The 18,725-nt window shown below is 58.9% G+C and carries 17 protein-coding genes; 9 read left to right on the top strand and 8 right to left on the bottom strand.

The annotated features are described in order from the left end of the window. Positions 1 to 59 precede the first annotated feature (59 nt). Entirely contained in the window at positions 60 to 1,085 is a 1,026-nt protein-coding gene (locus tag LOY55_RS00085) for a LysM peptidoglycan-binding domain-containing protein (protein ID WP_223522364.1), read from the bottom strand. 173 nt (positions 1,086 to 1,258) lie between these two features. Between LOY55_RS00085 and def the strand changes: the two genes are divergently transcribed. From def to LOY55_RS00060, 5 genes are all read left to right on the top strand, one after another. Beyond that, complete coding sequence (def, locus tag LOY55_RS00080) at positions 1,259 to 1,765, top strand: peptide deformylase (protein WP_046030998.1); 507 nt, start codon at positions 1,259 to 1,261, stop codon at positions 1,763 to 1,765. 57 nt (positions 1,766 to 1,822) lie between these two features. Then, positions 1,823 to 2,782, top strand: a complete 960-nt coding sequence (gene fmt / locus LOY55_RS00075) for a methionyl-tRNA formyltransferase (RefSeq protein WP_109786872.1) — start codon at positions 1,823 to 1,825, stop codon at positions 2,780 to 2,782. After that, on the top strand, positions 2,779 to 4,089 hold the full coding sequence (gene rsmB / locus LOY55_RS00070) for a 16S rRNA (cytosine(967)-C(5))-methyltransferase RsmB (RefSeq protein WP_223522363.1): 1,311 nt from the start codon (positions 2,779 to 2,781) through the stop codon (positions 4,087 to 4,089). Before fmt ends, rsmB begins: the two co-directional genes overlap by 4 nt. A 22-nt stretch (positions 4,090 to 4,111) precedes the next feature. Next, on the top strand, positions 4,112 to 5,485 hold the full coding sequence (gene trkA / locus LOY55_RS00065) for a Trk system potassium transporter TrkA (protein WP_223522362.1): 1,374 nt from the start codon (positions 4,112 to 4,114) through the stop codon (positions 5,483 to 5,485). 138 nt (positions 5,486 to 5,623) lie between these two features. Continuing rightward, entirely contained in the window at positions 5,624 to 5,941 is a 318-nt protein-coding gene (locus tag LOY55_RS00060) for a tetratricopeptide repeat protein (protein WP_177412261.1), read from the top strand. On the opposite strand, the gene LOY55_RS00055 is transcribed toward LOY55_RS00060, so the two are convergent. The 3 genes from LOY55_RS00055 to LOY55_RS00045 all read right to left on the bottom strand — a co-directional run bounded on the left by LOY55_RS00055 (position 5,942) and on the right by LOY55_RS00045 (position 7,739). Beyond that, complete coding sequence (locus tag LOY55_RS00055) at positions 5,942 to 6,181, bottom strand: PilZ domain-containing protein (protein ID WP_109786870.1); 240 nt, start codon at positions 6,179 to 6,181, stop codon at positions 5,942 to 5,944. It lies immediately after the preceding gene. Between the two features lie 72 nt (positions 6,182 to 6,253). After that, entirely contained in the window at positions 6,254 to 7,141 is an 888-nt protein-coding gene (locus LOY55_RS00050; RefSeq protein WP_046030983.1) for a lysophospholipid acyltransferase, read from the bottom strand. A 40-nt stretch (positions 7,142 to 7,181) separates the two neighbouring features. Next, complete coding sequence (locus tag LOY55_RS00045) at positions 7,182 to 7,739, bottom strand: DNA-3-methyladenine glycosylase I (RefSeq protein WP_046030982.1); 558 nt, start codon at positions 7,737 to 7,739, stop codon at positions 7,182 to 7,184. Positions 7,740 to 7,820: 81 nt separating this feature from the next. Here LOY55_RS00045 and glyQ point away from each other — a divergent pair, with 81 nt between their 5' ends. From glyQ to LOY55_RS00025, 4 genes are all read left to right on the top strand, one after another. After that, a complete protein-coding gene (gene glyQ, locus LOY55_RS00040) occupies positions 7,821 to 8,774 on the top strand; it encodes a glycine--tRNA ligase subunit alpha (protein WP_003213601.1) in 954 nt (317 codons plus the stop codon). Continuing rightward, the gene (glyS, locus tag LOY55_RS00035; RefSeq protein ID WP_258667404.1) at positions 8,771 to 10,825 is read left to right on the top strand and encodes a glycine--tRNA ligase subunit beta; all 2,055 of its coding nucleotides are present in this window, start codon (positions 8,771 to 8,773) and stop codon (positions 10,823 to 10,825) included. Before glyQ ends, glyS begins: the two co-directional genes overlap by 4 nt. Positions 10,826 to 10,829: 4 nt before the next feature. Then, on the top strand, positions 10,830 to 11,369 hold the full coding sequence (gmhB, locus tag LOY55_RS00030; RefSeq protein WP_223522376.1) for a D-glycero-beta-D-manno-heptose 1,7-bisphosphate 7-phosphatase: 540 nt from the start codon (positions 10,830 to 10,832) through the stop codon (positions 11,367 to 11,369). Between the two features lie 78 nt (positions 11,370 to 11,447). Continuing rightward, positions 11,448 to 12,227 (top strand): 1-acyl-sn-glycerol-3-phosphate acyltransferase, encoded by a 780-nt coding sequence (locus tag LOY55_RS00025; protein ID WP_046030975.1) that lies wholly within the window; start codon positions 11,448 to 11,450, stop codon positions 12,225 to 12,227. Positions 12,228 to 12,514: 287 nt separating this feature from the next. On the opposite strand, the gene gyrB is transcribed toward LOY55_RS00025, so the two are convergent. Genes gyrB through dnaA form a run of 4 tightly spaced genes read right to left on the bottom strand, consistent with a single transcriptional unit; the run spans position 12,515 to position 18,725 of the window. Further along, on the bottom strand, positions 12,515 to 14,932 hold the full coding sequence (gene gyrB, locus LOY55_RS00020; RefSeq protein ID WP_109786917.1) for a DNA topoisomerase (ATP-hydrolyzing) subunit B: 2,418 nt from the start codon (positions 14,930 to 14,932) through the stop codon (positions 12,515 to 12,517). 5 nt (positions 14,933 to 14,937) lie between these two features. After that, on the bottom strand, positions 14,938 to 16,041 hold the full coding sequence (gene recF / locus LOY55_RS00015; protein ID WP_109786867.1) for a DNA replication/repair protein RecF: 1,104 nt from the start codon (positions 16,039 to 16,041) through the stop codon (positions 14,938 to 14,940). Between the two features lie 20 nt (positions 16,042 to 16,061). Continuing rightward, positions 16,062 to 17,165: a DNA polymerase III subunit beta gene (dnaN, locus tag LOY55_RS00010; protein WP_017341709.1), complete on the bottom strand. Its 1,104-nt coding sequence runs from the start codon at positions 17,163 to 17,165 to the stop codon at positions 16,062 to 16,064. Between the two features lie 39 nt (positions 17,166 to 17,204). Continuing rightward, entirely contained in the window at positions 17,205 to 18,725 is a 1,521-nt protein-coding gene (dnaA, locus tag LOY55_RS00005) for a chromosomal replication initiator protein DnaA (RefSeq protein ID WP_046030917.1), read from the bottom strand.

The following is an 18,725-nucleotide window of genomic DNA, read 5'->3' as shown; positions in this document are numbered from 1 at the left end:
GAGCCCCGTCGAAACGGGAATAAGCTGTGGATAACTCTGTTGGTAACTTGTGGAGCAGGTTAAGGATTTCGCACCTTGTCCATGACGGCCAGCGAGCGCGATGCGTTGAGCACAAGCCCGTAGCTGAGCTTGTCGTAAGTGCGGAAAACCATCAGCAGACCGGCGCGCTCATCGGGAATTTTCAGTGGCTGACCGGTGATCCGGTCGCGTACGGTTTCGCCGGTTTTCATCACCACCAGCACGTTGCCTTCGGCCAGGCCATCACGTTGCCCCTTGTTCAGCGTGACCACGTCCAGCGCGCCGATCTGCGTCACCCCTCGCGGAACATCGATGATCACCCCGTTGACCTGGGTTTTCGGTGCACTGGGCATAAAGGTCGAGTTGATCGAGCGTTCTTCGCCACTGAACAAACGGTCACCGAGACGCACCTCTTGAGTCGTGCGATGTAGCGCCAATGTTGCGACGTCGCCTTCGGTGGCGACAATTTCGCCGCCGCCGATGTCGTCGGCGTTGATCCCCAGGAACTCCTTGCTCTCGGGATCGGTGTAGACCTTGCCTTGGCGGAAAATGCCGTAGACCGGCTGGTTCGGGTCAAAGTGGCCACGGGCGAAGATGCGGTCGCCCATGCCGCTGAGCACGCGCTCCGCATCGCCGGCGACGATGTAAGGCGCCTTGTCGAAATCCTCGACCTTGTCGACGATGCGGTTGCTCAACAGAAAGCTGTTGATCGATCGCAGCGCAATGCTCGGGATGGCCTCGGCCACTGGCGAGCTGCGCACCTGTGGCGAGAGTTTGATGGTGCCGCGCGATGCCCCGCGATTGAGGGTCAGACGGGGCTGGCCGTTGACGTAGACCAGCGACAGTGAGTCGCCGGGGAATATCAGATTGGGGTTTTCGATTTGCGGATTAACCTGCCACAGCTCGGGCCATTGCCACGGCTGGCGCAGAAATTTTCCCGAGATGTCCCAGAGTGTGTCCCCCGCAACCACTGTGTATTGCTGTGGAAAACCTTCCTTGAGTTGCACTTGCCCGTGCGCCAAACCGGCCGAGGCCAGAAGGAGCAAGGCGAGTAGTGATTTCCTCATGCGGTGAATCCCTTTATTATGTGCGTTCGCGTAAAACGCCAGAGCCTTCGTGGCTCGCTCCCTTTTTCTTTCCTGAACAGAAAAAGAGAGCTACGTTTTACAACGGTAGCCTGCATCTTCGGACCCGCCAGGCCATCGACCCGACTTCCCTCACACGTGCAGCAATTGAGCTTATGGCCATTTTAAACATCCTCGAATTCCCCGATTCGCGCCTGCGCACTATCGCCAAACCTGTGGCCGTAGTGGACGACGAAGTGCGTCAGTTGGTCGATGACATGTTTGAAACAATGTATGAAGCGCCAGGCATCGGCCTCGCCGCGACCCAGGTCAACGTGCACAAACGCATCGTGGTGATGGACCTCTCCGAAGACCGCACCGAACCACGGGTGTTCATCAACCCCGAGTTCGAAACCCTGACTGACGAGATGGAGCAGTATCAGGAAGGCTGTCTCTCGGTGCCGGGCTTCTACGAAAACGTTGATCGCCCGCAGAAGGTCAAGATCAAGGCCCTGGACCGCGACGGCCAGCCTTACGAACTGATCGCCGAAGGCCTGCTCGCGGTGTGCATCCAGCATGAATGCGACCACCTGAACGGCAAATTGTTCGTCGACTATCTGTCCAGTCTCAAACGCGACCGAATCAAGAAGAAACTGGAAAAGCTCCATCGCCAGAACGCTTGATGCCCTCCTTTCAAAGGCTTGCTGCGGCAAGCCTTTTTCTTTTGCGAGACCTTCTATATGACTGAGCCACTGCGCATCGTCTTTGCCGGCACCCCGGAATTCGCCGCCGAACACCTCAAGGCCCTGCTTGACAGCCCTTATGAGATCGTCGCGGTTTACACCCAGCCGGACCGTCCGGCGGGCCGTGGGCAAAAGCTGATGCCTAGCCCGGTCAAACAGTTGGCTCAGGAAAACAACATCCCGGTGTTGCAACCGCCAACCCTGCGCAACGAAGAGGCTCAGGCTGAACTGGCCGCGCTCAAGCCGGACTTGCTGGTGGTGGTCGCCTACGGCCTGATCCTGCCGCAAGTGGTGCTGGATATTCCGCGCCTGGGTTGCATCAACAGCCACGCCTCGCTGCTGCCACGCTGGCGCGGGGCGGCGCCGATCCAGCGCGCCGTCGAAGCAGGCGATGCTGAAAGTGGCGTGACCGTGATGCGCATGGAACTGGGCCTGGACACTGGCCCGATGCTGCTGAAAGTCACCACACCGATCACCGCTGAAGACACCGGTGGTAGCCTCCACGACCGTCTGGCGGAACTGGGCCCACCGGCCGTGATTCAAGCCATTGCCGGCCTCGCAGCGGGCACGTTGGAAGTCGAAGTGCAGGACGACAGCCTCGCCACTTACGCACACAAATTGAACAAGGATGAAGCGCGCATCGACTGGAGCCGTCCGGCCATCGAGCTTGAACGTCTGGTCCGCGCCTTCAACCCATGGCCGATTACCCACAGCACACTGAACGGCGAAGCGCTGAAAGTGCTGGCCGCGAGCCTCGCTGAAGGAAAGGGCGCGCCAGGGGAAATTCTCAGCGCCAGCAAGGACGGTCTGATCGTCGCGTGCGGTGAGCAGGCGTTGTGCCTGAGCCGTCTGCAATTGCCCGGCGGCAAGGCACTGAACTTCAGCGACTTGTTCAACAGCCGTCGTGAGAAATTCGCGGTCGGCACCGTGCTCGGTCACACGGCGGACGCTCAATGAACCCGCGCCTGGCCGCCGCCAAGGCACTTGCCGCTGTTCTTAACGGAAAAGCCTCACTCAACAGTTCTCTGCCCACGCAAATGGACAAGGTGGAAGACCGCGACCGCGGTTTCACCCAGGACCTGGCGTTCGGCACCGCGCGCTGGCAGCCGCGTTTGTCGGCGCTGGCGGCCAAGTTGCTGCAAAAACCCTTCAAGGCTGCGGATGCCGACGTCGAGGCGCTGTTGCTGGTCGGCCTCTATCAACTGCTCTACACCCGCGTTCCGGCCCACGCCGCCATCGGTGAAACGGTCGGTTGCGCCGACAAGTTGAAGAAGCCTTGGGCCAAAGCCTTGCTCAATGCTGTGCTGCGCCGCGCCCAGCGGGAAAGCGAAGCGTTGCTGGCCGAGCTGGAGCACGACCCGGTGGTGCGCACCGCCCACCCGCGCTGGCTGCAAAAGTCTCTGAAAGCGTTCTGGCCGCAGCAATGGGAAGCCATTTGCGCGGCGAACAATGCGCATCCACCGATGATTCTGCGGGTCAACCGTCGTCATCACACTCGCGATGCTTACCTTGGGTTGCTGACCGAAGCCGGGATCGCCGCGACGCCGTGCGTGTACAGTCAGGACGGCATCATCCTGGAGTCCGCCGCCGATGTGCGCAGCCTGCCGGGGTTCGCCGAAGGCTGGATCAGCGTGCAGGATGAAGCGGCGCAACTGGCTGCCGACCTGCTCGATCTGGCGCCGGGCCAACGGGTACTGGACGCTTGCTGCGCACCGGGCGGCAAGACCTGCCACATCCTTGAAGCCGAACCGAAGCTGGCGGGCGTGGTAGCGGTGGACCTTGAAGCCAAGCGTCTGGTGCGGGTGCGGGAAAACCTCGAACGCCTGAAACTCAGCGCCGAGCTGATCGCCGCCGATGGCCGTGACACCGCCACCTGGTGGGATGGCAAACCGTTTCAACGCATCCTGCTGGACGCGCCATGCTCGGCGACGGGGGTCATCCGTCGTCATCCGGACATCAAGTTGACCCGCCAACCCGACGACATCGCCGCGCTGGCGGTGCTGCAAGGTGAACTGCTCGACGCCCTGTGGATAACTCTGGAAGTGGGCGGCATTCTGCTGTACGCCACCTGTTCCACACTGCCAACCGAAAACACTGAAGTCATCGAAGCCTTCCTCGCCCGTACGCCGGGCGCCCGTGAGCTGGACCTCGCCACTGCCGCCGGCATCAAGCAACCTCACGGTCGCCAGTTGCTGGCCCAGGAAGGCGGTCACGACGGGTTCTACTACGCCAAAATGATCAAGATTGCCGCTGCGCGCGGTTAAACGGATTTAATGGAGTGACTGGATGAAAATCATCATCCTCGGTGCAGGGCAGGTCGGCGGTTCACTGGCGGAGCACTTGGCCAGTGAAGCCAACGACATCACGGTGGTCGACACCGACGGCGAACGCTTGCGCGACCTCGGTGATCGCCTGGACATCCGCACGGTGCACGGCCGCGGCTCGCTGCCGACGGTACTGCGCCAGGCCGGCGCAGACGATGCCGACATGCTGGTGGCCGTGACCAACAGCGATGAAACCAACATGGTTGCCTGTCAGGTCGCGCACACGCTGTTTCATACGCCGACCAAAATCGCCCGGGTGCGCGAAGCGGCGTACCTTACGCGCTCCGAATTGTTCGATAACGACGCGATCCCGGTGGATGTGCTGATCAGCCCGGAACAAGTGGTGACCAACTACATCAAGCGCCTGATCCAGCATCCGGGCGCCTTGCAGGTGATCGACTTCGCCGAAGGCAAGGCGCAACTGGTCGCGGTGAAGGCGTATTACGGCGGGCCGCTGGTGGGTCAGCAATTGCGGCAATTGCGCGAACACATGCCGAATGTCGAAACCCGTGTCGCTGCGATTTTCCGCCGTGACCGGCCGATCCTGCCGCAGGGCGATACAGTCATCGAGGCGGACGACGAAGTGTTTTTCATCGCGGCCAAGGCGAATATTCGCGCCGTGATGAGCGAAATGCGCCGGTTGGATGAAACCTACAAACGCATCGTGATTGCCGGGGGCGGGCAGATCGGCGAGCGCCTGGCCGAGGCCATCGAAAGCCGTTATCAGGTGAAAATCATCGAGATGAACCCGGCACGCTGCCGTCATCTCTCGGACACCCTCGACAGCACCGTGGTGTTGCAGGGCAGTGCCTCCGACCGCGACTTGTTGATGGAAGAGAACATCGCCGACGCCGATATCTTCCTGGCCCTGACCAACGATGACGAAGCCAACATCATGTCCTCGTTGCTGGCCAAGCGCCTGGGCGCGAAGAAGGTGATGACCATCATCAACAACCCGGCGTATGTGGACCTGATTCAGGGCGGTGACATCGACATCGCCATCAGCCCGCAATTGGCGACCATCGGCACGTTGCTGGCCCACGTGCGCCGCGGCGATATCGTCAGCGTGCACTCATTGCGCCGGGGCGCGGCAGAGGCGATTGAAGCGATTGCCCACGGTGATGCGAAATCGAGCAAGGTGATCGGCAAGGCCATCGAGAACATCGGTTTGCCGCCGGGCACCACCATCGGCGCGATTATTCGTGATGAAGAAGTGATCATCGCGCATGACAACACCGTGATTGAAACGGGCGACCATGTGATTTTGTTCCTTGTGGATAAAAAGCATATTCGCGATGTGGAGAAGCTGTTCCATGTGGGGCTGAGTTTCTTCTGAGGTTTTAACTGATCGTTCCCACGCTCTGCGTGGGAATGCAGCCCGGAACGCTTCGCGTCCCTGCCGAAGCGGACGCCGAGCATCCATTGAGGCATTCCCACGCGGAGCGTGGGAACGATCACTGACTGAGGGGTAGTGCTGATGATCGAATCCCTGGAAAAAATGCTCGCCAAGGGTGTGGATAACTCATTGCTGCGCTTTGGCCTGGGCAAGGGTTATCTGGATCTTGGGGAAAACGCCAAGGCTGCCGAGCATTTCCAGCGCTGTGTCGAGTTCGATCCGAAGTATTCGGCGGCCTGGAAACTATTGGGCAAGGCCTGGCTGGCGCAGGAGGATTTCGCGGCGGCCCGGCAGGCGTGGGAACAAGGTCTGAATGCCGCTCGCGCCCATGGCGACAAGCAGGCAGAGAAGGAGATGACGGTGTTTCTGAAGAAGCTCGAGCGCAACGCGCACTGATCAGAGGTAGCGCAGGCCTATCCCGTCGGCATCCACCTGAATCACTTCCATGCGCACACGCGGCGCACCTGTGGGTAAGCCCTGCACCTGCCCATAGACCACCGCGCCCTTAGGCAACGACGACAGCCCCGGATGTTTGACGTAGACACCCGTGGTCGAAAGGTTTCGTGTCTGGCCCAGGCATTCACCGAAGCTTTCATGGCTGATTTTGATGCGAAACGATTTGCGGTGTTCGGACATCTTCTGCGCCCTTTAATGAACAGTTGTGGATAACCCAGGCTCGGGAATTATCCACAGATCATGCCAATCAACTCAATACCAGCGTTCTTCACCCGGTGGACGCTTCTTGAAGCGCTTCATACTCCACATGTACTGGCTCGGATACGCCCCGACATAACGCTCGACCACTTTACTCATGGCCGCACAGGACTCCGCTGTGTCGGTGCTGTACATGGCCTCTGGCGCGGCTTCCAGGATCACTTTGTAGCCCGAACCGTCCGGCAACCGCAGGGCATGCAGGAACACGCCGACCGCTTTGCCGCCGGCGAGCATGTTCGGCACGAACTTGCTGGTCAGCGCCTGGGTTGCGAAGAAGGGCACGAAAATTCCGGCGGATTCGGCCGGTTCCGGGTCAGCGGGAATGCCCACTGCACCACCTTTGCGCACTTCTTTGATGACGCTGAGGATGCCTTCCTTGGTGGAAGCGGCCACTTTGTTGCCAAGCTGTACCCGTTGCTTTTGCAGCAATTCATCCACAGCCTTCAACTTCGGTGGACGATAAAAAATGATCGGTTTGCACTGGCTGCAATAGAAGTGATTGAGCACTTCCCAGTTGCCCAGGTGGCTGGTGATGCCGACCACGCCTTTGCCGGAGGCGAGGGCGTCCTTCAAAATGTCGAGGCCTTCGACTTCGCGCACCAGGTCAATGGAGCGCTGGGCCGGCCAGATCCACGCGCAGGCGCTTTCGGTCAGGGACTTGCCGATGTCCTTCAGGCTCTGGCCCACCAGGCGCTCACGCTCGGCCGGGTCCATCTGTGGAAAACATTTGGCGAGGTTGATCCGCACCACGTCGCGGGATCTGTTCGGGGTTTTCCACATGACCCAGCCAATCGCCGAGCCCACGGCCTGTACGGCCCGCCACGGAAGCAGGGCAAACAGCCGCAGAGCGCCTACCAGCAAGGCGCCTTTCAACTTATCCACAGGTCACTCCTGAATTTGTGCTGTGCGCGAGGCGGCTATTCTAACCGCCGTTCGCTAAAGTCGCGTAGCGATCGCAATCGCGGGTGTGGTCCATGACCATGCCCGAGGCCTGCATCAGCGCGTAGCAAATCGTCGGGCCGACGAACGTGAAGCCGGCCTTTTTCAGGCCTTTGCTCATTTCCACGGCGGTCGGCGTGACGGCCGGAACTTCGCTGCGATCCTTGAAATGATTGATCACCGGCGTACCGCCGACGAACGACCAGAGAAACGCCACCGGGTCCTCCAGCGCCAGCCAGGCCTGCGCATTACGCCGGGCCGCGTTGAGCTTGAGGCGGTTGCGGATGATGCCCGGGTCGAGCATCAATTCATCGATTTCCGCGTCGCTCATTTGCGCCACGCGCTGTACATCAAACCCAAACATCACCTGGCGATAATGCTCGCGTTTGCGCAACACAGTGATCCAGGAAAGACCGGCCTGGAACCCTTCGAGCAAAAGCAACTCGAACAATCCCTGCGCATCGCGTAGCGGCGTGCCCCACTCCTGATCGTGATAAGCCATGTACAGCGGATCTTCGGAACACCAAAAGCAGCGTGGCATAAGGCTCCAGGGGGCGTGCGCAGCAACGAATCGGGTATACTCCCGCTCTTTAAATCGCAGCCCAAGAAACAGGTGAATTTCGTGAGCCAGCCTACGCCAGCCGTGCGTACCTTCCAAGACTTGATCCTCGCCCTCCAGCAATACTGGGCCGAGCAAGGTTGTGTGGTACTTCAGCCCTACGATATGGAAGTAGGCGCCGGCACTTTCCACACCGCGACCTTCCTGCGCGCCATTGGCCCGGAAACCTGGAACGCCGCCTACGTGCAACCAAGCCGCCGTCCGACTGACGGCCGCTACGGTGAAAACCCGAACCGTCTGCAGCACTACTACCAGTTCCAGGTTGTGCTGAAGCCGAACCCGGACAACTTCCAGGAACTGTACCTGGGCTCCCTCAAGCATGTCGGCCTGGACCCGCTGGTCCACGACATTCGCTTCGTCGAAGACAACTGGGAATCGCCAACACTCGGCGCCTGGGGTCTGGGCTGGGAAGTCTGGCTCAACGGCATGGAAGTGACCCAGTTCACTTACTTCCAGCAAGCGGGCGGCATCGAATGCTACCCGGTGACCGGCGAGATCACGTACGGTCTGGAGCGTCTGGCCATGTACCTGCAAGGCGTGGACTCGGTCTACGACCTGGTCTGGGCTGACGGTCCGTTCGGCAAAGTGACCTACGGCGACGTGTTCCACCAGAACGAAGTGGAGCAGTCCACTTACAACTTCGAACACGCCAACGTCGAGAAACTGTTCGAACTGTTCGATTTCTACGAAAGCGAAGCCAAGCGCCTGATCGAACTCGACCAGCCGCTGCCGTTGCCGAGCTACGAAATGGTGCTGAAGGCCTCCCATACCTTCAACCTGCTGGATGCACGCCGGGCGATCTCGGTGACCGCGCGTCAGCAATACATTCTGCGAGTACGCACCCTGGCGCGTTCCGTTGCGCAAGCCTACCTGCTGGCTCGCGCCAAGCTGGGCTTCCCGATGGCGACCCCGGACCTGCGTGACGAAGTACTGGCCAAGCTGGAGGCTGCACAATGAGTGCTCTGGATTTTCTGGTTGAACTGGGCACTGAAGAACTGCCACCCAAAGCCCTGAACACCCTGGCCGAGGCGTTCCTCGCCGGTATCGACAAGGGCCTGCAAGCGGCCGGCCTGAACTACGAGACCAAAACCGTCTACGCCGCGCCGCGTCGCCTGGCCGTGCTGATCACGTCGCTGGCCACCCAGCAACCGGATCGCAGCATCAACCTCGATGGTCCGCCACGTCAGGCAGCGTTCGATGCCGAAGGCAACCCGACCCAGGCAGCCCTGGGTTTTGCCAAGAAGTGCGGCGTCGAGTTGAGCGAAATCGATCAGAGCGGCCCGAAACTGCGTTACAGCCAAAGCATCGCCGGCAAGCCGACCGCGAGCCTGCTGCCGACCATCGTCGAAGATTCGCTGAACGACCTGCCGATCCCGAAACGCATGCGTTGGGGCGCTCGCAAGGAAGAATTCGTTCGTCCGACCCAATGGCTGGTGATGCTGCTCGGTGACGAAGTCATCGATTGCACCATCCTCGCCCAGAAGGCTGGCCGCGATTCCCGTGGCCACCGCTTCCATCACCCGGAAAATGTACGCATCACCTCGCCGGCCAATTACCTGGCCGACTTGCGTGCCGCTTACGTCCTGGCCGATGCCAACGAGCGTCGCGAGATCATCAGCAAGCGCACCGAAGAACTGGCCACCCGTCAGGAAGGCACGGCGATTGTTCCACCGGCGCTGCTCGACGAAGTGACCGCGCTGGTCGAATGGCCAGTGCCGCTGGTGTGCTCGTTCGAAGAGCGTTTCCTCGACGTGCCGCAAGAAGCGCTGATCACCACCATGCAGGACAACCAGAAGTATTTCTGCCTGCTGGATGCCGACGGCAAGTTGCTGCCACGTTTCATTACCGTGGCCAACATCGAAAGCAAAGACCCGCAGCAGATCATCGCCGGTAACGAGAAAGTGGTTCGCCCACGACTGACCGACGCCGAGTTCTTCTTCAAGCAAGACAAGAAGCAAAAACTCGAAGACTTCAACCTGCGCCTGCAGAACGTGGTGTTCCAGGAAAAACTCGGCAGCGTCTATGACAAGGCCGAGCGTGTTTCCAGACTCGCTGCGTTCATCGCCCAGCGTATTGGCGGCAATGCAGCCTGGGCGTCCCGTGCTGGCCTGCTGTCCAAGTGCGACCTGTCGACCGAAATGGTCGGTGAGTTCCCGGAGATGCAAGGTGTCGCCGGTTACTACTACGCCCTCAACGACGGCGAGCCGGAAGAAGTCGCTCTGGCGCTGAACGAGCAGTACATGCCGCGCGGTGCCGGTGCTGAACTGCCGACCACCTTGACCGGTGCAGCCGTGGCCATCGCCGACAAGCTCGACACACTGGTTGGCATTTTCGGTATCGGCATGCTGCCAACCGGTAGCAAAGACCCGTACGCCTTGCGCCGTGCTGCACTCGGCGTGCTGCGTATCCTGATCGACAAGAAGCTCGATCTGGACCTGAACGACGCCGTGGCTTTCGCCGTGAATGCGTTCGGTGCCAAGGTCAAGGCTGCCGGCCTCAACGACGCCGTGCTGGAGTTCATCTTCGACCGTCTGCGTGCCCGTTACGAAGACGAAGGCGTGGATGTCGCGACTTACCTGTCGGTGCGTGCCCTGAAGCCGGGTTCGGCACTGGACTTCGACCAGCGTGTTCAAGCGGTAGAAGCTTTCCGCAAATTGCCGGAAGCTGCGGCCCTGGCTGCGGTGAACAAGCGCGTATCGAACTTGCTGAGCAAGGTCGAAGGCTCCGTTCCGACGGTGGTTGAAGCCAAGTACTTCGACAATGCCAACGAGTTCTCCCTGTACTCGGCGATCCAGCAGGCGGACCAGGCTGTTCAGCCGATGGCCGCGGCCCGTCAGTACAGCGAATCGCTGGCACGCCTGGCCGCATTGCGCGAGCCGGTGGATGCCTTCTTCGAAGCAGTGATGGTCAACGCGGAAGATGCCAAGGTGCGCGCCAACCGTTATGCATTGCTGGCACGTCTGCGCGGTCTGTTCCTGGGCGTCGCTGATATCTCGCTGCTGGGCTAAGGGGCTGCTGTTGAAACTGCTGATTCTCGATCGCGACGGGGTGATCAATTACGACTCCGACGCTTACATCAAGTCGGTGGAGGAGTGGATTCCACTTCCCGGTTCGATCGAAGCCATCGCGCAGTTGAGCAAGGCCGGCTGGACGGTAGCCGTCGCTACCAACCAGTCGGGCATCGCTCGCGGCTATTACGACATTGCCACCCTGGACGCCATGCACGAGCGCTTGCGCTCATTGGTGGCGGAGCAGGGCGGTGAAGTCGGGCTGATCGTCTATTGCCCGCACGGGCCGGACGAAGGCTGCGATTGCCGCAAGCCGAAACCCGGGATGTTGAAAACCATCGCCGGGCATTACAACGTGTCGCTGACCAATCTCTGGTTCGTCGGCGACAGCCTTGGTGACCTGGAAGCCGCCAAAGCCGTCGATTCACAACCTGTTTTGGTAAAGACCGGGAAAGGCGTAAAGACTCTGGGCAAGTCCCTACCGGTGGGCACCTTGATTTTTGACGATCTGGCGGCGATTGCCGCAGAACTTATCCACAATTAAAGTGCTTCGATTGTTCCGATTAAGGACTGATCGGGAGTGCGCTTATAGACGGGCAGAGCCCGCACGGTAAACGTCACCATGTCGATACTGCAGGCCATCAGAACGTTCCTCTTTTATCTGTTGCTGGGCACCAGCTCTTTGCTTTGGTGCAGCCTGAGCTTTTTCATCGCGCCTTTTCTGCCGTTCAAGGCGCGATATCGCTTCATTAATGTGTACTGGTGCCGCTGCGCCTTGTGGCTGAGCAAAGTGTTCCTGGGCATCAGCTACGAAGTGAAGGGCGCCAAGAACGTGCCTGACCAACCCTGCGTGATCCAATCGAACCACCAGAGCACGTGGGAGACGTTCTTTCTCTCCGCTTACTTCGAGCCGTTGAGCCAGGTGCTCAAGCGTTCATTGCTGTATGTGCCGTTCTTCGGCTGGGCCATGGCCATGCTGCGACCAATTGCTATCGACCGCGACAATCCAAAAGCCGCGCTCAAGCATGTGGCGAAGAAAGGCGACGAGTTGCTCAAGGACGGCGTCTGGGTCCTGATCTTTCCGGAAGGGACACGGGTTCCGTTTGGCACCATCGGGAAATTTTCTCGCGGTGGTACCGCCTTGGCCGTCAACGCTGAGCTTCCCGTGTTGCCGATTGCGCACAATGCCGGCAAGTTCTGGCCAAAAACCGGCTGGGCGAAGAAGCAGGGTGTCATCACCGTGATCATAGGCGAACCGATGTACGCAGAGGGTAGCGGGCCTCGCGCCATTGCCGATCTGAACGACCGGGTGCAAGCCTGGAACGAGCAGATGCAACGGGAAATGGGTTCACTTCCGGCAACCCCGGCGGCGCCGACTGCCAGTGATCAAGTGACTGTCTGAGATTCTGTGGATAACCTGTGTACCGTTTTGTCGAAAAGCAGCGTTATTGTTTTATAAGTTTATGATTTATATACATATTTCTTAAACACATAAAACGCAGAAAATGGTGCATAAGTTTTTTTCGGGCGCAAAAAAACCGGCTGATATAGCCGGTTTTTTTATGCCTCGGATTTGCGGTTTTCCACTCTATGAACTAAAGGAGTGGACGACCTGAATCGAGGTGTTTTTAGTCCATAAAAAAGGCCAACGCTAAGCGTTGGCCTTTTTGGTTTGGCAGGTTCGCTGGATCAGAAATCCAGGTTGGAAACCGCCAAGGCGTTGCTTTCGATGAAGTCACGGCGAGGTTCGACCGCATCACCCATCAGGGTGTTGAAGATCTGGTCTGCGCCGATGGCGTCTTCGATGGTCACTTTGAGCATCCGGCGCTGGCTTGGGTCCATGGTGGTTTCCCACAGCTGATCCGGGTTCATTTCGCCCAGACCTTTGTATCGCTGGATGGTGTGACGCTTGGTGCTTTCAGCCATCAGCCATTCAAGGGCTTCCTTGAACTCGGTCACCGGCTTCTTACGCTCGCCACGCTGGATGTACGCACCGTCGTCCAACAGGGTGCTCAGTTGCGCGCCCAGGGAAACGACAGTCCTGTAATCGTTGCTGCCGAAGAAGTCGCGGTTGAAGGTGACGTAGTTCGACAGGCCGTGGGAGATCAGTTCGACCTCTGGCAGCCAGACGTTACGTTCGCGGTCTTCACGCAGGCTGGCTTTGTAAACCAGGCCGGACTTCTCGACGGTACGCAGGCGAACTTCGTACTGAGCCAGCCAATCCTGCATTGCTGCGTGATCGGACAGTTGCTCCATGCTCACCGCGGGCAGGTAGATGAAATGCTCGGTCAGCTCCTGAGGGTACAAGCGCGACAGACGCTTGAGGGTCTTCATCACCAGACGGAAGTCATTCACCAGACGCTCAAGCGCCTCGCCGGAGATACCTGGGGCTTCTTCGTTCAGGTGCAGGCTCGCATCTTCAAGGGCCGACTGCGTCATGTACTCTTCCATGGCGTCGTCGTCTTTGATGTATTGCTCTTGCTTGCCTTTCTTGACCTTGTACAGCGGTGGCTGAGCGATGTAGATGTAGCCGCGTTCGATCAGCTCTGGCAACTGACGGAAGAAGAAGGTCAGCAGCAGGGTACGGATGTGCGAACCGTCGACGTCAGCATCGGTCATGATGATGATGTTGTGGTAGCGCAGCTTGTCGATGTTGTACTCGTCGCGGCCGATGCCGCAGCCCAGCGCGGTGATCAAGGTGCCCACTTCTTGCGAAGAGATCATCTTGTCGAAGCGCGCCTTCTCGACGTTCAGGATCTTGCCCTTGAGCGGCAGGATGGCCTGGGTGCGACGGTTACGCCCCTGCTTGGCGGAGCCGCCAGCAGAGTCACCTTCCACGAGGTACAGTTCGGAAAGGGCAGGGTCTTTTTCCTGGCAGTCAGCCAGTTTGCCCGGCAGGCCGGCGATATCCAGCGCGCCTTTGCGGCGGGTCATTTCACGGGCTTTACGCGCCGCTTCACGAGCACGCGCCGCGTCGATCATCTTGCCGACGACCAGTTTGGCTTCGTTCGGGTTTTCCAGCAGGAAGTCGGAGAAGTACTTGCCCATTTCCTGTTCGACGGCGGTCTTCACTTCGGAAGAAACCAGCTTGTCTTTGGTCTGGGAGCTGAACTTCGGATCCGGTACTTTCACCGAAATGATCGCGGTCAGGCCTTCACGGGCGTCGTCACCGGTGGTCGCGACTTTATGCTTCTTCGCCAGACCTTCAGCTTCGATGTAGGTGTTCAGGTTACGCGTCAGTGCGGAACGGAAACCCACCAAGTGAGTACCGCCATCGCGCTGTGGAATGTTGTTGGTGAAGCACAACAGGTTCTCGTTGAAGCTGTCGTTCCACTGCAGGGCGATTTCCACGCCAATGCCGTCTTCACGCTGGATGTTGAAGTGGAACACCTGGTTGACCGCAGTCTTGTTGGTGTTCAGGTATTCAACGAATGCACGCAGGCCGCCTTCGTACTTGAACAGCTCTTCCTTGCCGCTGCGCTCGTCCTTGAGGACGATGCCGACACCGGAGTTGAGGAAGGACAGTTCACGAATCCGCTTGGCCAGGATATCCCAGCTGAAGTGGATGTTCTTGAAGGTGTCTTCTGAAGGCTTGAAGTGAATCTGGGTACCAGTGGATTCGCTTTCGCCAACGATCTTCATCGGCTCTTTCGGAACACCATGAATGTAAGTCTGTTCCCAGATCTTGCCACTGCGGCGAACGGTCAGGACCAGTTCTTTGGACAGGGCGTTCACCACCGACACACCTACACCGTGCAGACCGCCGGATACTTTGTAGGAGTTGTCATCGAACTTACCGCCGGCGTGCAGCACGGTCATGATGACCTCGGCTGCCGAAACGCCTTCTTCTTTGTGCACGTCTACCGGGATGCCACGGCCGTTGTCACGAACGGTGATGGACTCATCCGGGTGAATGATGATGCTGATGTCGTCGCAGTGGCCGGCGAGAGCTTCGTCGATCGAGTTATCGACCACTTCGAACACCATGTGGTGCAGACCGCTGCCATCGTCGGTGTCACCAATGTACATACCGGGACGTTTGCGTACGGCATCCAGGCCTTTCAGCACTTTAATGCTCGTTGAGTCGTACGTATTTTCTTCGCTCAATGCCTTCACTCCCGATGGTCGTGGGTCTGGGTGATACGGCCCTGTTCCACGTGGAACAGAGCGACTGGCGTTTCCGTCTGCCAGCCTTCCCTCAATAATTCATGATCTACACAGGTGATAAAGACCTGGCAGCGTAAGTCTTCCAGCAAGCGGCACAGCGCGCGTCGGTGGTGCTCGTCCAGTTCGGACGGCAGGTCATCCACCAGATAAATACACTGGCCGCGTCGAGCTTGGCTAACCAAGTGCCCTTGGGCTATCCGCAATGCGCAGACCACCAACTTCTGCTGACCCCGGGACAAGATGTCCGCGGCATTATGTGCGCCCAGTCTTAGACGCAAATCAGCGCGTTGTGGTCCGGCCTGGGTGTGACCCATTTGCTGATCCCGTTGCAGGGATCCAGCGAGTACTGCACTCAGTTCGCGGTCTTTGTCCCAGCCTCGGTAATAGCTGAGGGTCAAGCCTTCAAGCTCAACCAGTTCGCTCAAGGTTTGTTCAAAGACTGGTTTCAAGACTTTGATATAAGCGCGGCGGTATTCATCGATTTCAGCGCTGGCCTGGCACAGTTCCCTGTCCCAAACCGCTTGCGAAACGGCGTCAAGTGTACCATGTCGCAGCCAAGAGTTTCTCTGGCGCAGGGCCTTCTGCAAGCGCTGCCAAGTGGACATGAATCGTGGTTCCACATGGAACACACCCCAGTCGAGAAACTGTCGGCGAATCTTCGGTGCGCCTTCAAGCAAACGAAAGCTGTCAGGGTTGATCAGCTGCAACGGCATGATTTCCGCCAGCTGCGCCGCACTGCGCGCATTCTGACCGTCGATGCGGATCTGAAATTCACCCTGACGGTCACGCGATATGCCCAACGCGCTGTTCCCCCCCTCAGCCAATTCGATCTGACCAAATACCGTACAGGCTAATTGTTCGTACTGAATGACCGGCAACAGACGGGTGCTACGGAACGAACGGGCAAGCCCCAGCAGGTGAATGGCTTCCAGAACACTGGTTTTGCCGCTGCCGTTGGCGCCGTAAAGAATGTTGATTCGGGGGGAGGGAGAGAAGGTCACCGGGTGCAAATTGCGCACCGCGGTGACCGAGACGCGACTGAGCGACATCTAGCTTCTGCTGAACATGATTACAGGCGCATCGGCATGACAACGTAAGCCGAGTCGTCGTTGTCGGACTCTTGCACCAACGCGCTGCTGTTGGAGTCGGACAGGATCAGGCGAACTTGTTCAGTGGTCATCACACCCAGCACGTCGAGCAGGTAACTCACGTTGAAGCCGATTTCCAGATTGCCGCCGTTGTATTCAACACCCACTTCTTCTTCCGCTTCTTCTTGCTCCGGGTTGTTCGCCTGGATTTTCAGCTGACCGTTGGCCAGTTGCAGACGGATACCACGGTACTTCTCGTTGGACAGAATCGCGGTACGGCTGAAGGCTTCACGCAGCGCTTGACGGTCGCCCAGTACAAGTTTGTCGCCACCTTTAGGCAGAACGCGCTCGTAATCCGGGAATTTGCCGTCAACCAGTTTCGAGGTGAACGTGAATTCGCCGGTAGTTGCACGGATATGGTGCTGACCCAGGACGATGCTGACGATGCCGTCCGGCTCGGTCAGCAGGCGCGCCAGTTCAAGGATACCTTTGCGTGGGACGATGACCTGATGGCGATCGGGTTGACCGATGTCGGCCTGCATCGAGCACATGGCCAGACGGTGACCGTCGGTGGCAACGGCGCGGATGATGCCGGCCGACACTTCCAGCAGCATGCCGTTCAGGTAGTAACGAACGTCCTGCTGAGCCATGGCGAAGCTGGTGCGTTCGATCAGGCGACGCAGTTTGCTTTGCTCCAGGCTGCACGTCAGCGAGCCCGGGCCTTCTTCCACTGTAGGGAAATCGTTGGCGGGTAGCGTCGACAGGGTGAAGCGGCTACGGCCAGCTTTCACCACCAGCTTCTGCTCGTCGACCTTGATGTCGATCAGCGCGTCATTCGGCAGGCTCTTGCAGATGTCCATCAGCTTGCGCGCCGGCACGGTGATGGAGCCTGGGTCTGCCGGCTCTTCGAGTTGCACACGACCAACCAGCTCGACTTCCAGGTCGGTACCGGTCAGCGAAAGTTGCTGGCCTTCGACAACCAGCAGCACGTTGGAGAGCACCGGCAAGGTCTGTCGGCGTTCGACGACGCCTGCGACCAGTTGCAGGGGTTTCAACAGGGCTTCGCGTTGAATGGTGAAATGCATGGTCTAGTCCCTTGCCTTAATAAGCTGCGCTGGTGTTCATCATGTGGTCAGTGTACGCAGCAGGTTCTTGTAGTCCTCGCGGATGTCCGCGTCGGATTCCTTAAGCTCGTTGATCTTGCGGCAGGCGTGCAAAACCGTCGTGTGGTCGCGGCCGCCAAACACATCGCCGATTTCCGGCAGGCTGTGGTTAGTCAACTCTTTGGACAATGCCATTGCAACCTGACGCGGACGTGCGACCGAACGTGAACGACGCTTGGACAGCAGGTCGGAGATCTTGATCTTGTAGTACTCGGCGACCGTGCGCTGAATGTTATCCACAGAGACCAGTTTGTCTTGCAGCGCCAACAAGTCTTTCAGGGATTCGCGAATCAGCTCGATGGTGATGTCGCGGCCCATGAAGTGCGAGTGGGCGATCACGCGTTTCAGCGCGCCTTCCAGCTCACGGACGTTGGAGCGAATACGCTGGGCAATGAAGAACGCCGCGTCATGTGGCAGATCAACTTTGGCCTGATCGGCCTTTTTCATCAAGATCGCCACACGGGTTTCCAGCTCCGGCGGCTCGACGGCAACCGTCAGGCCCCAGCCGAAGCGGGATTTGAGGCGCTCTTCAAGGCCTTCGATTTCTTTCGGGTAGCGGTCACTGGTGAGAATGACTTGCTGACCACCTTCAAGCAGGGCGTTGAAGGTGTGGAAAAACTCTTCCTGGGAACGCTCCTTGCGGGCAAAGAATTGAATGTCATCGATCAACAACGCATCCACTGAACGGTAGAACCGCTTGAATTCGTTGATGGCATTCAGTTGCAACGCCTTGACCATGTCGGCCACGAAACGCTCCGAATGCAGGTACACGACCTTGGCATTCGGATTCTTCTTTAGCAGGTGGTTACCCACAGCGTGCATCAAGTGGGTTTTACCCAAGCCGACGCCGCCATAAAGGAAGAGCGGGTTATAGCCATGCTTTGGATTGTCCGCCACCTGCCAGGCCGCAGCCCTGGCTAGTTGGTTGGACTTGCCTTCGACGAAGTTTTCGAAGGTGAAGGTGCGGTTCAGGTAACTGGTGTGCTTGAGCGCGCCTTCAACCTGAACAGTACGCTGTTCGGCACGAACCGGAGCCTGTTGAGAACTGGCGCCGGCCATCGGGTCGAAACTGTCGCGGGACGGCTCTTCACTGACCTCGGCAACCTTTTGGGTAGCCCGCTTGGTCGGTGCAGCTGTCGGAGCGGGTGCCGGTGCGCTAATCGGCGCTTGAGCAGCCTGAGCCTGGGACGCTGCAGCAGCCAGCGGAGCATTGGGTGCTGCGCGTGGTGCTGAACTGCGTTTACTGCCTATTAATAAGGACAGTGCCGGCGCCATCCCGTTGCCATGCTCATCCAGCAGTTCAAGGACGCGGCCCAGGTACTTTTCGTTGACCCAGTCGAGAACAAAACGATTCGGTGCGTAGACACGCAACTCGTCGCCTTCGGCTTCGACCTGTAGTGGACGGATCCAAGTGTTGAATTGTTGGGCAGGCAGCTCTTCGCGCAAAAGCTCCACGCACTGCTGCCAAAGTTCCACTGACAC

Origin of the sequence: Pseudomonas sp. B21-040 (assembly GCF_024748695.1) — a bacterium.
In the GTDB taxonomy this organism is placed as follows: domain Bacteria; phylum Pseudomonadota; class Gammaproteobacteria; order Pseudomonadales; family Pseudomonadaceae; genus Aquipseudomonas.
Note: the sequence above shows the minus strand (reverse complement) of the source record. Positions and strands in the feature narration are given on the sequence as shown.

Coding starts and splice junctions, on each gene's coding strand:
- LOY55_RS00055 (WP_109786870.1), bottom strand. CDS start 6,181: ATGTCCGAACACCGCAAATCGTTTCGCATCAAAATCAGCCATGAAAGC.
- def (WP_046030998.1), top strand. CDS start 1,259: ATGGCCATTTTAAACATCCTCGAATTCCCCGATTCGCGCCTGCGCACT.
- rsmB (WP_223522363.1), top strand. CDS start 2,779: ATGAACCCGCGCCTGGCCGCCGCCAAGGCACTTGCCGCTGTTCTTAAC.
- dnaN (WP_017341709.1), bottom strand. CDS start 17,165: ATGCATTTCACCATTCAACGCGAAGCCCTGTTGAAACCCCTGCAACTG.
- LOY55_RS00025 (WP_046030975.1), top strand. CDS start 11,448: ATGTCGATACTGCAGGCCATCAGAACGTTCCTCTTTTATCTGTTGCTG.
- LOY55_RS00045 (WP_046030982.1), bottom strand. CDS start 7,739: ATGCCACGCTGCTTTTGGTGTTCCGAAGATCCGCTGTACATGGCTTAT.
- fmt (WP_109786872.1), top strand. CDS start 1,823: ATGACTGAGCCACTGCGCATCGTCTTTGCCGGCACCCCGGAATTCGCC.
- LOY55_RS00085 (WP_223522364.1), bottom strand. CDS start 1,085: ATGAGGAAATCACTACTCGCCTTGCTCCTTCTGGCCTCGGCCGGTTTG.
- recF (WP_109786867.1), bottom strand. CDS start 16,041: ATGTCGCTCAGTCGCGTCTCGGTCACCGCGGTGCGCAATTTGCACCCG.
- trkA (WP_223522362.1), top strand. CDS start 4,112: ATGAAAATCATCATCCTCGGTGCAGGGCAGGTCGGCGGTTCACTGGCG.
- glyS (WP_258667404.1), top strand. CDS start 8,771: ATGAGTGCTCTGGATTTTCTGGTTGAACTGGGCACTGAAGAACTGCCA.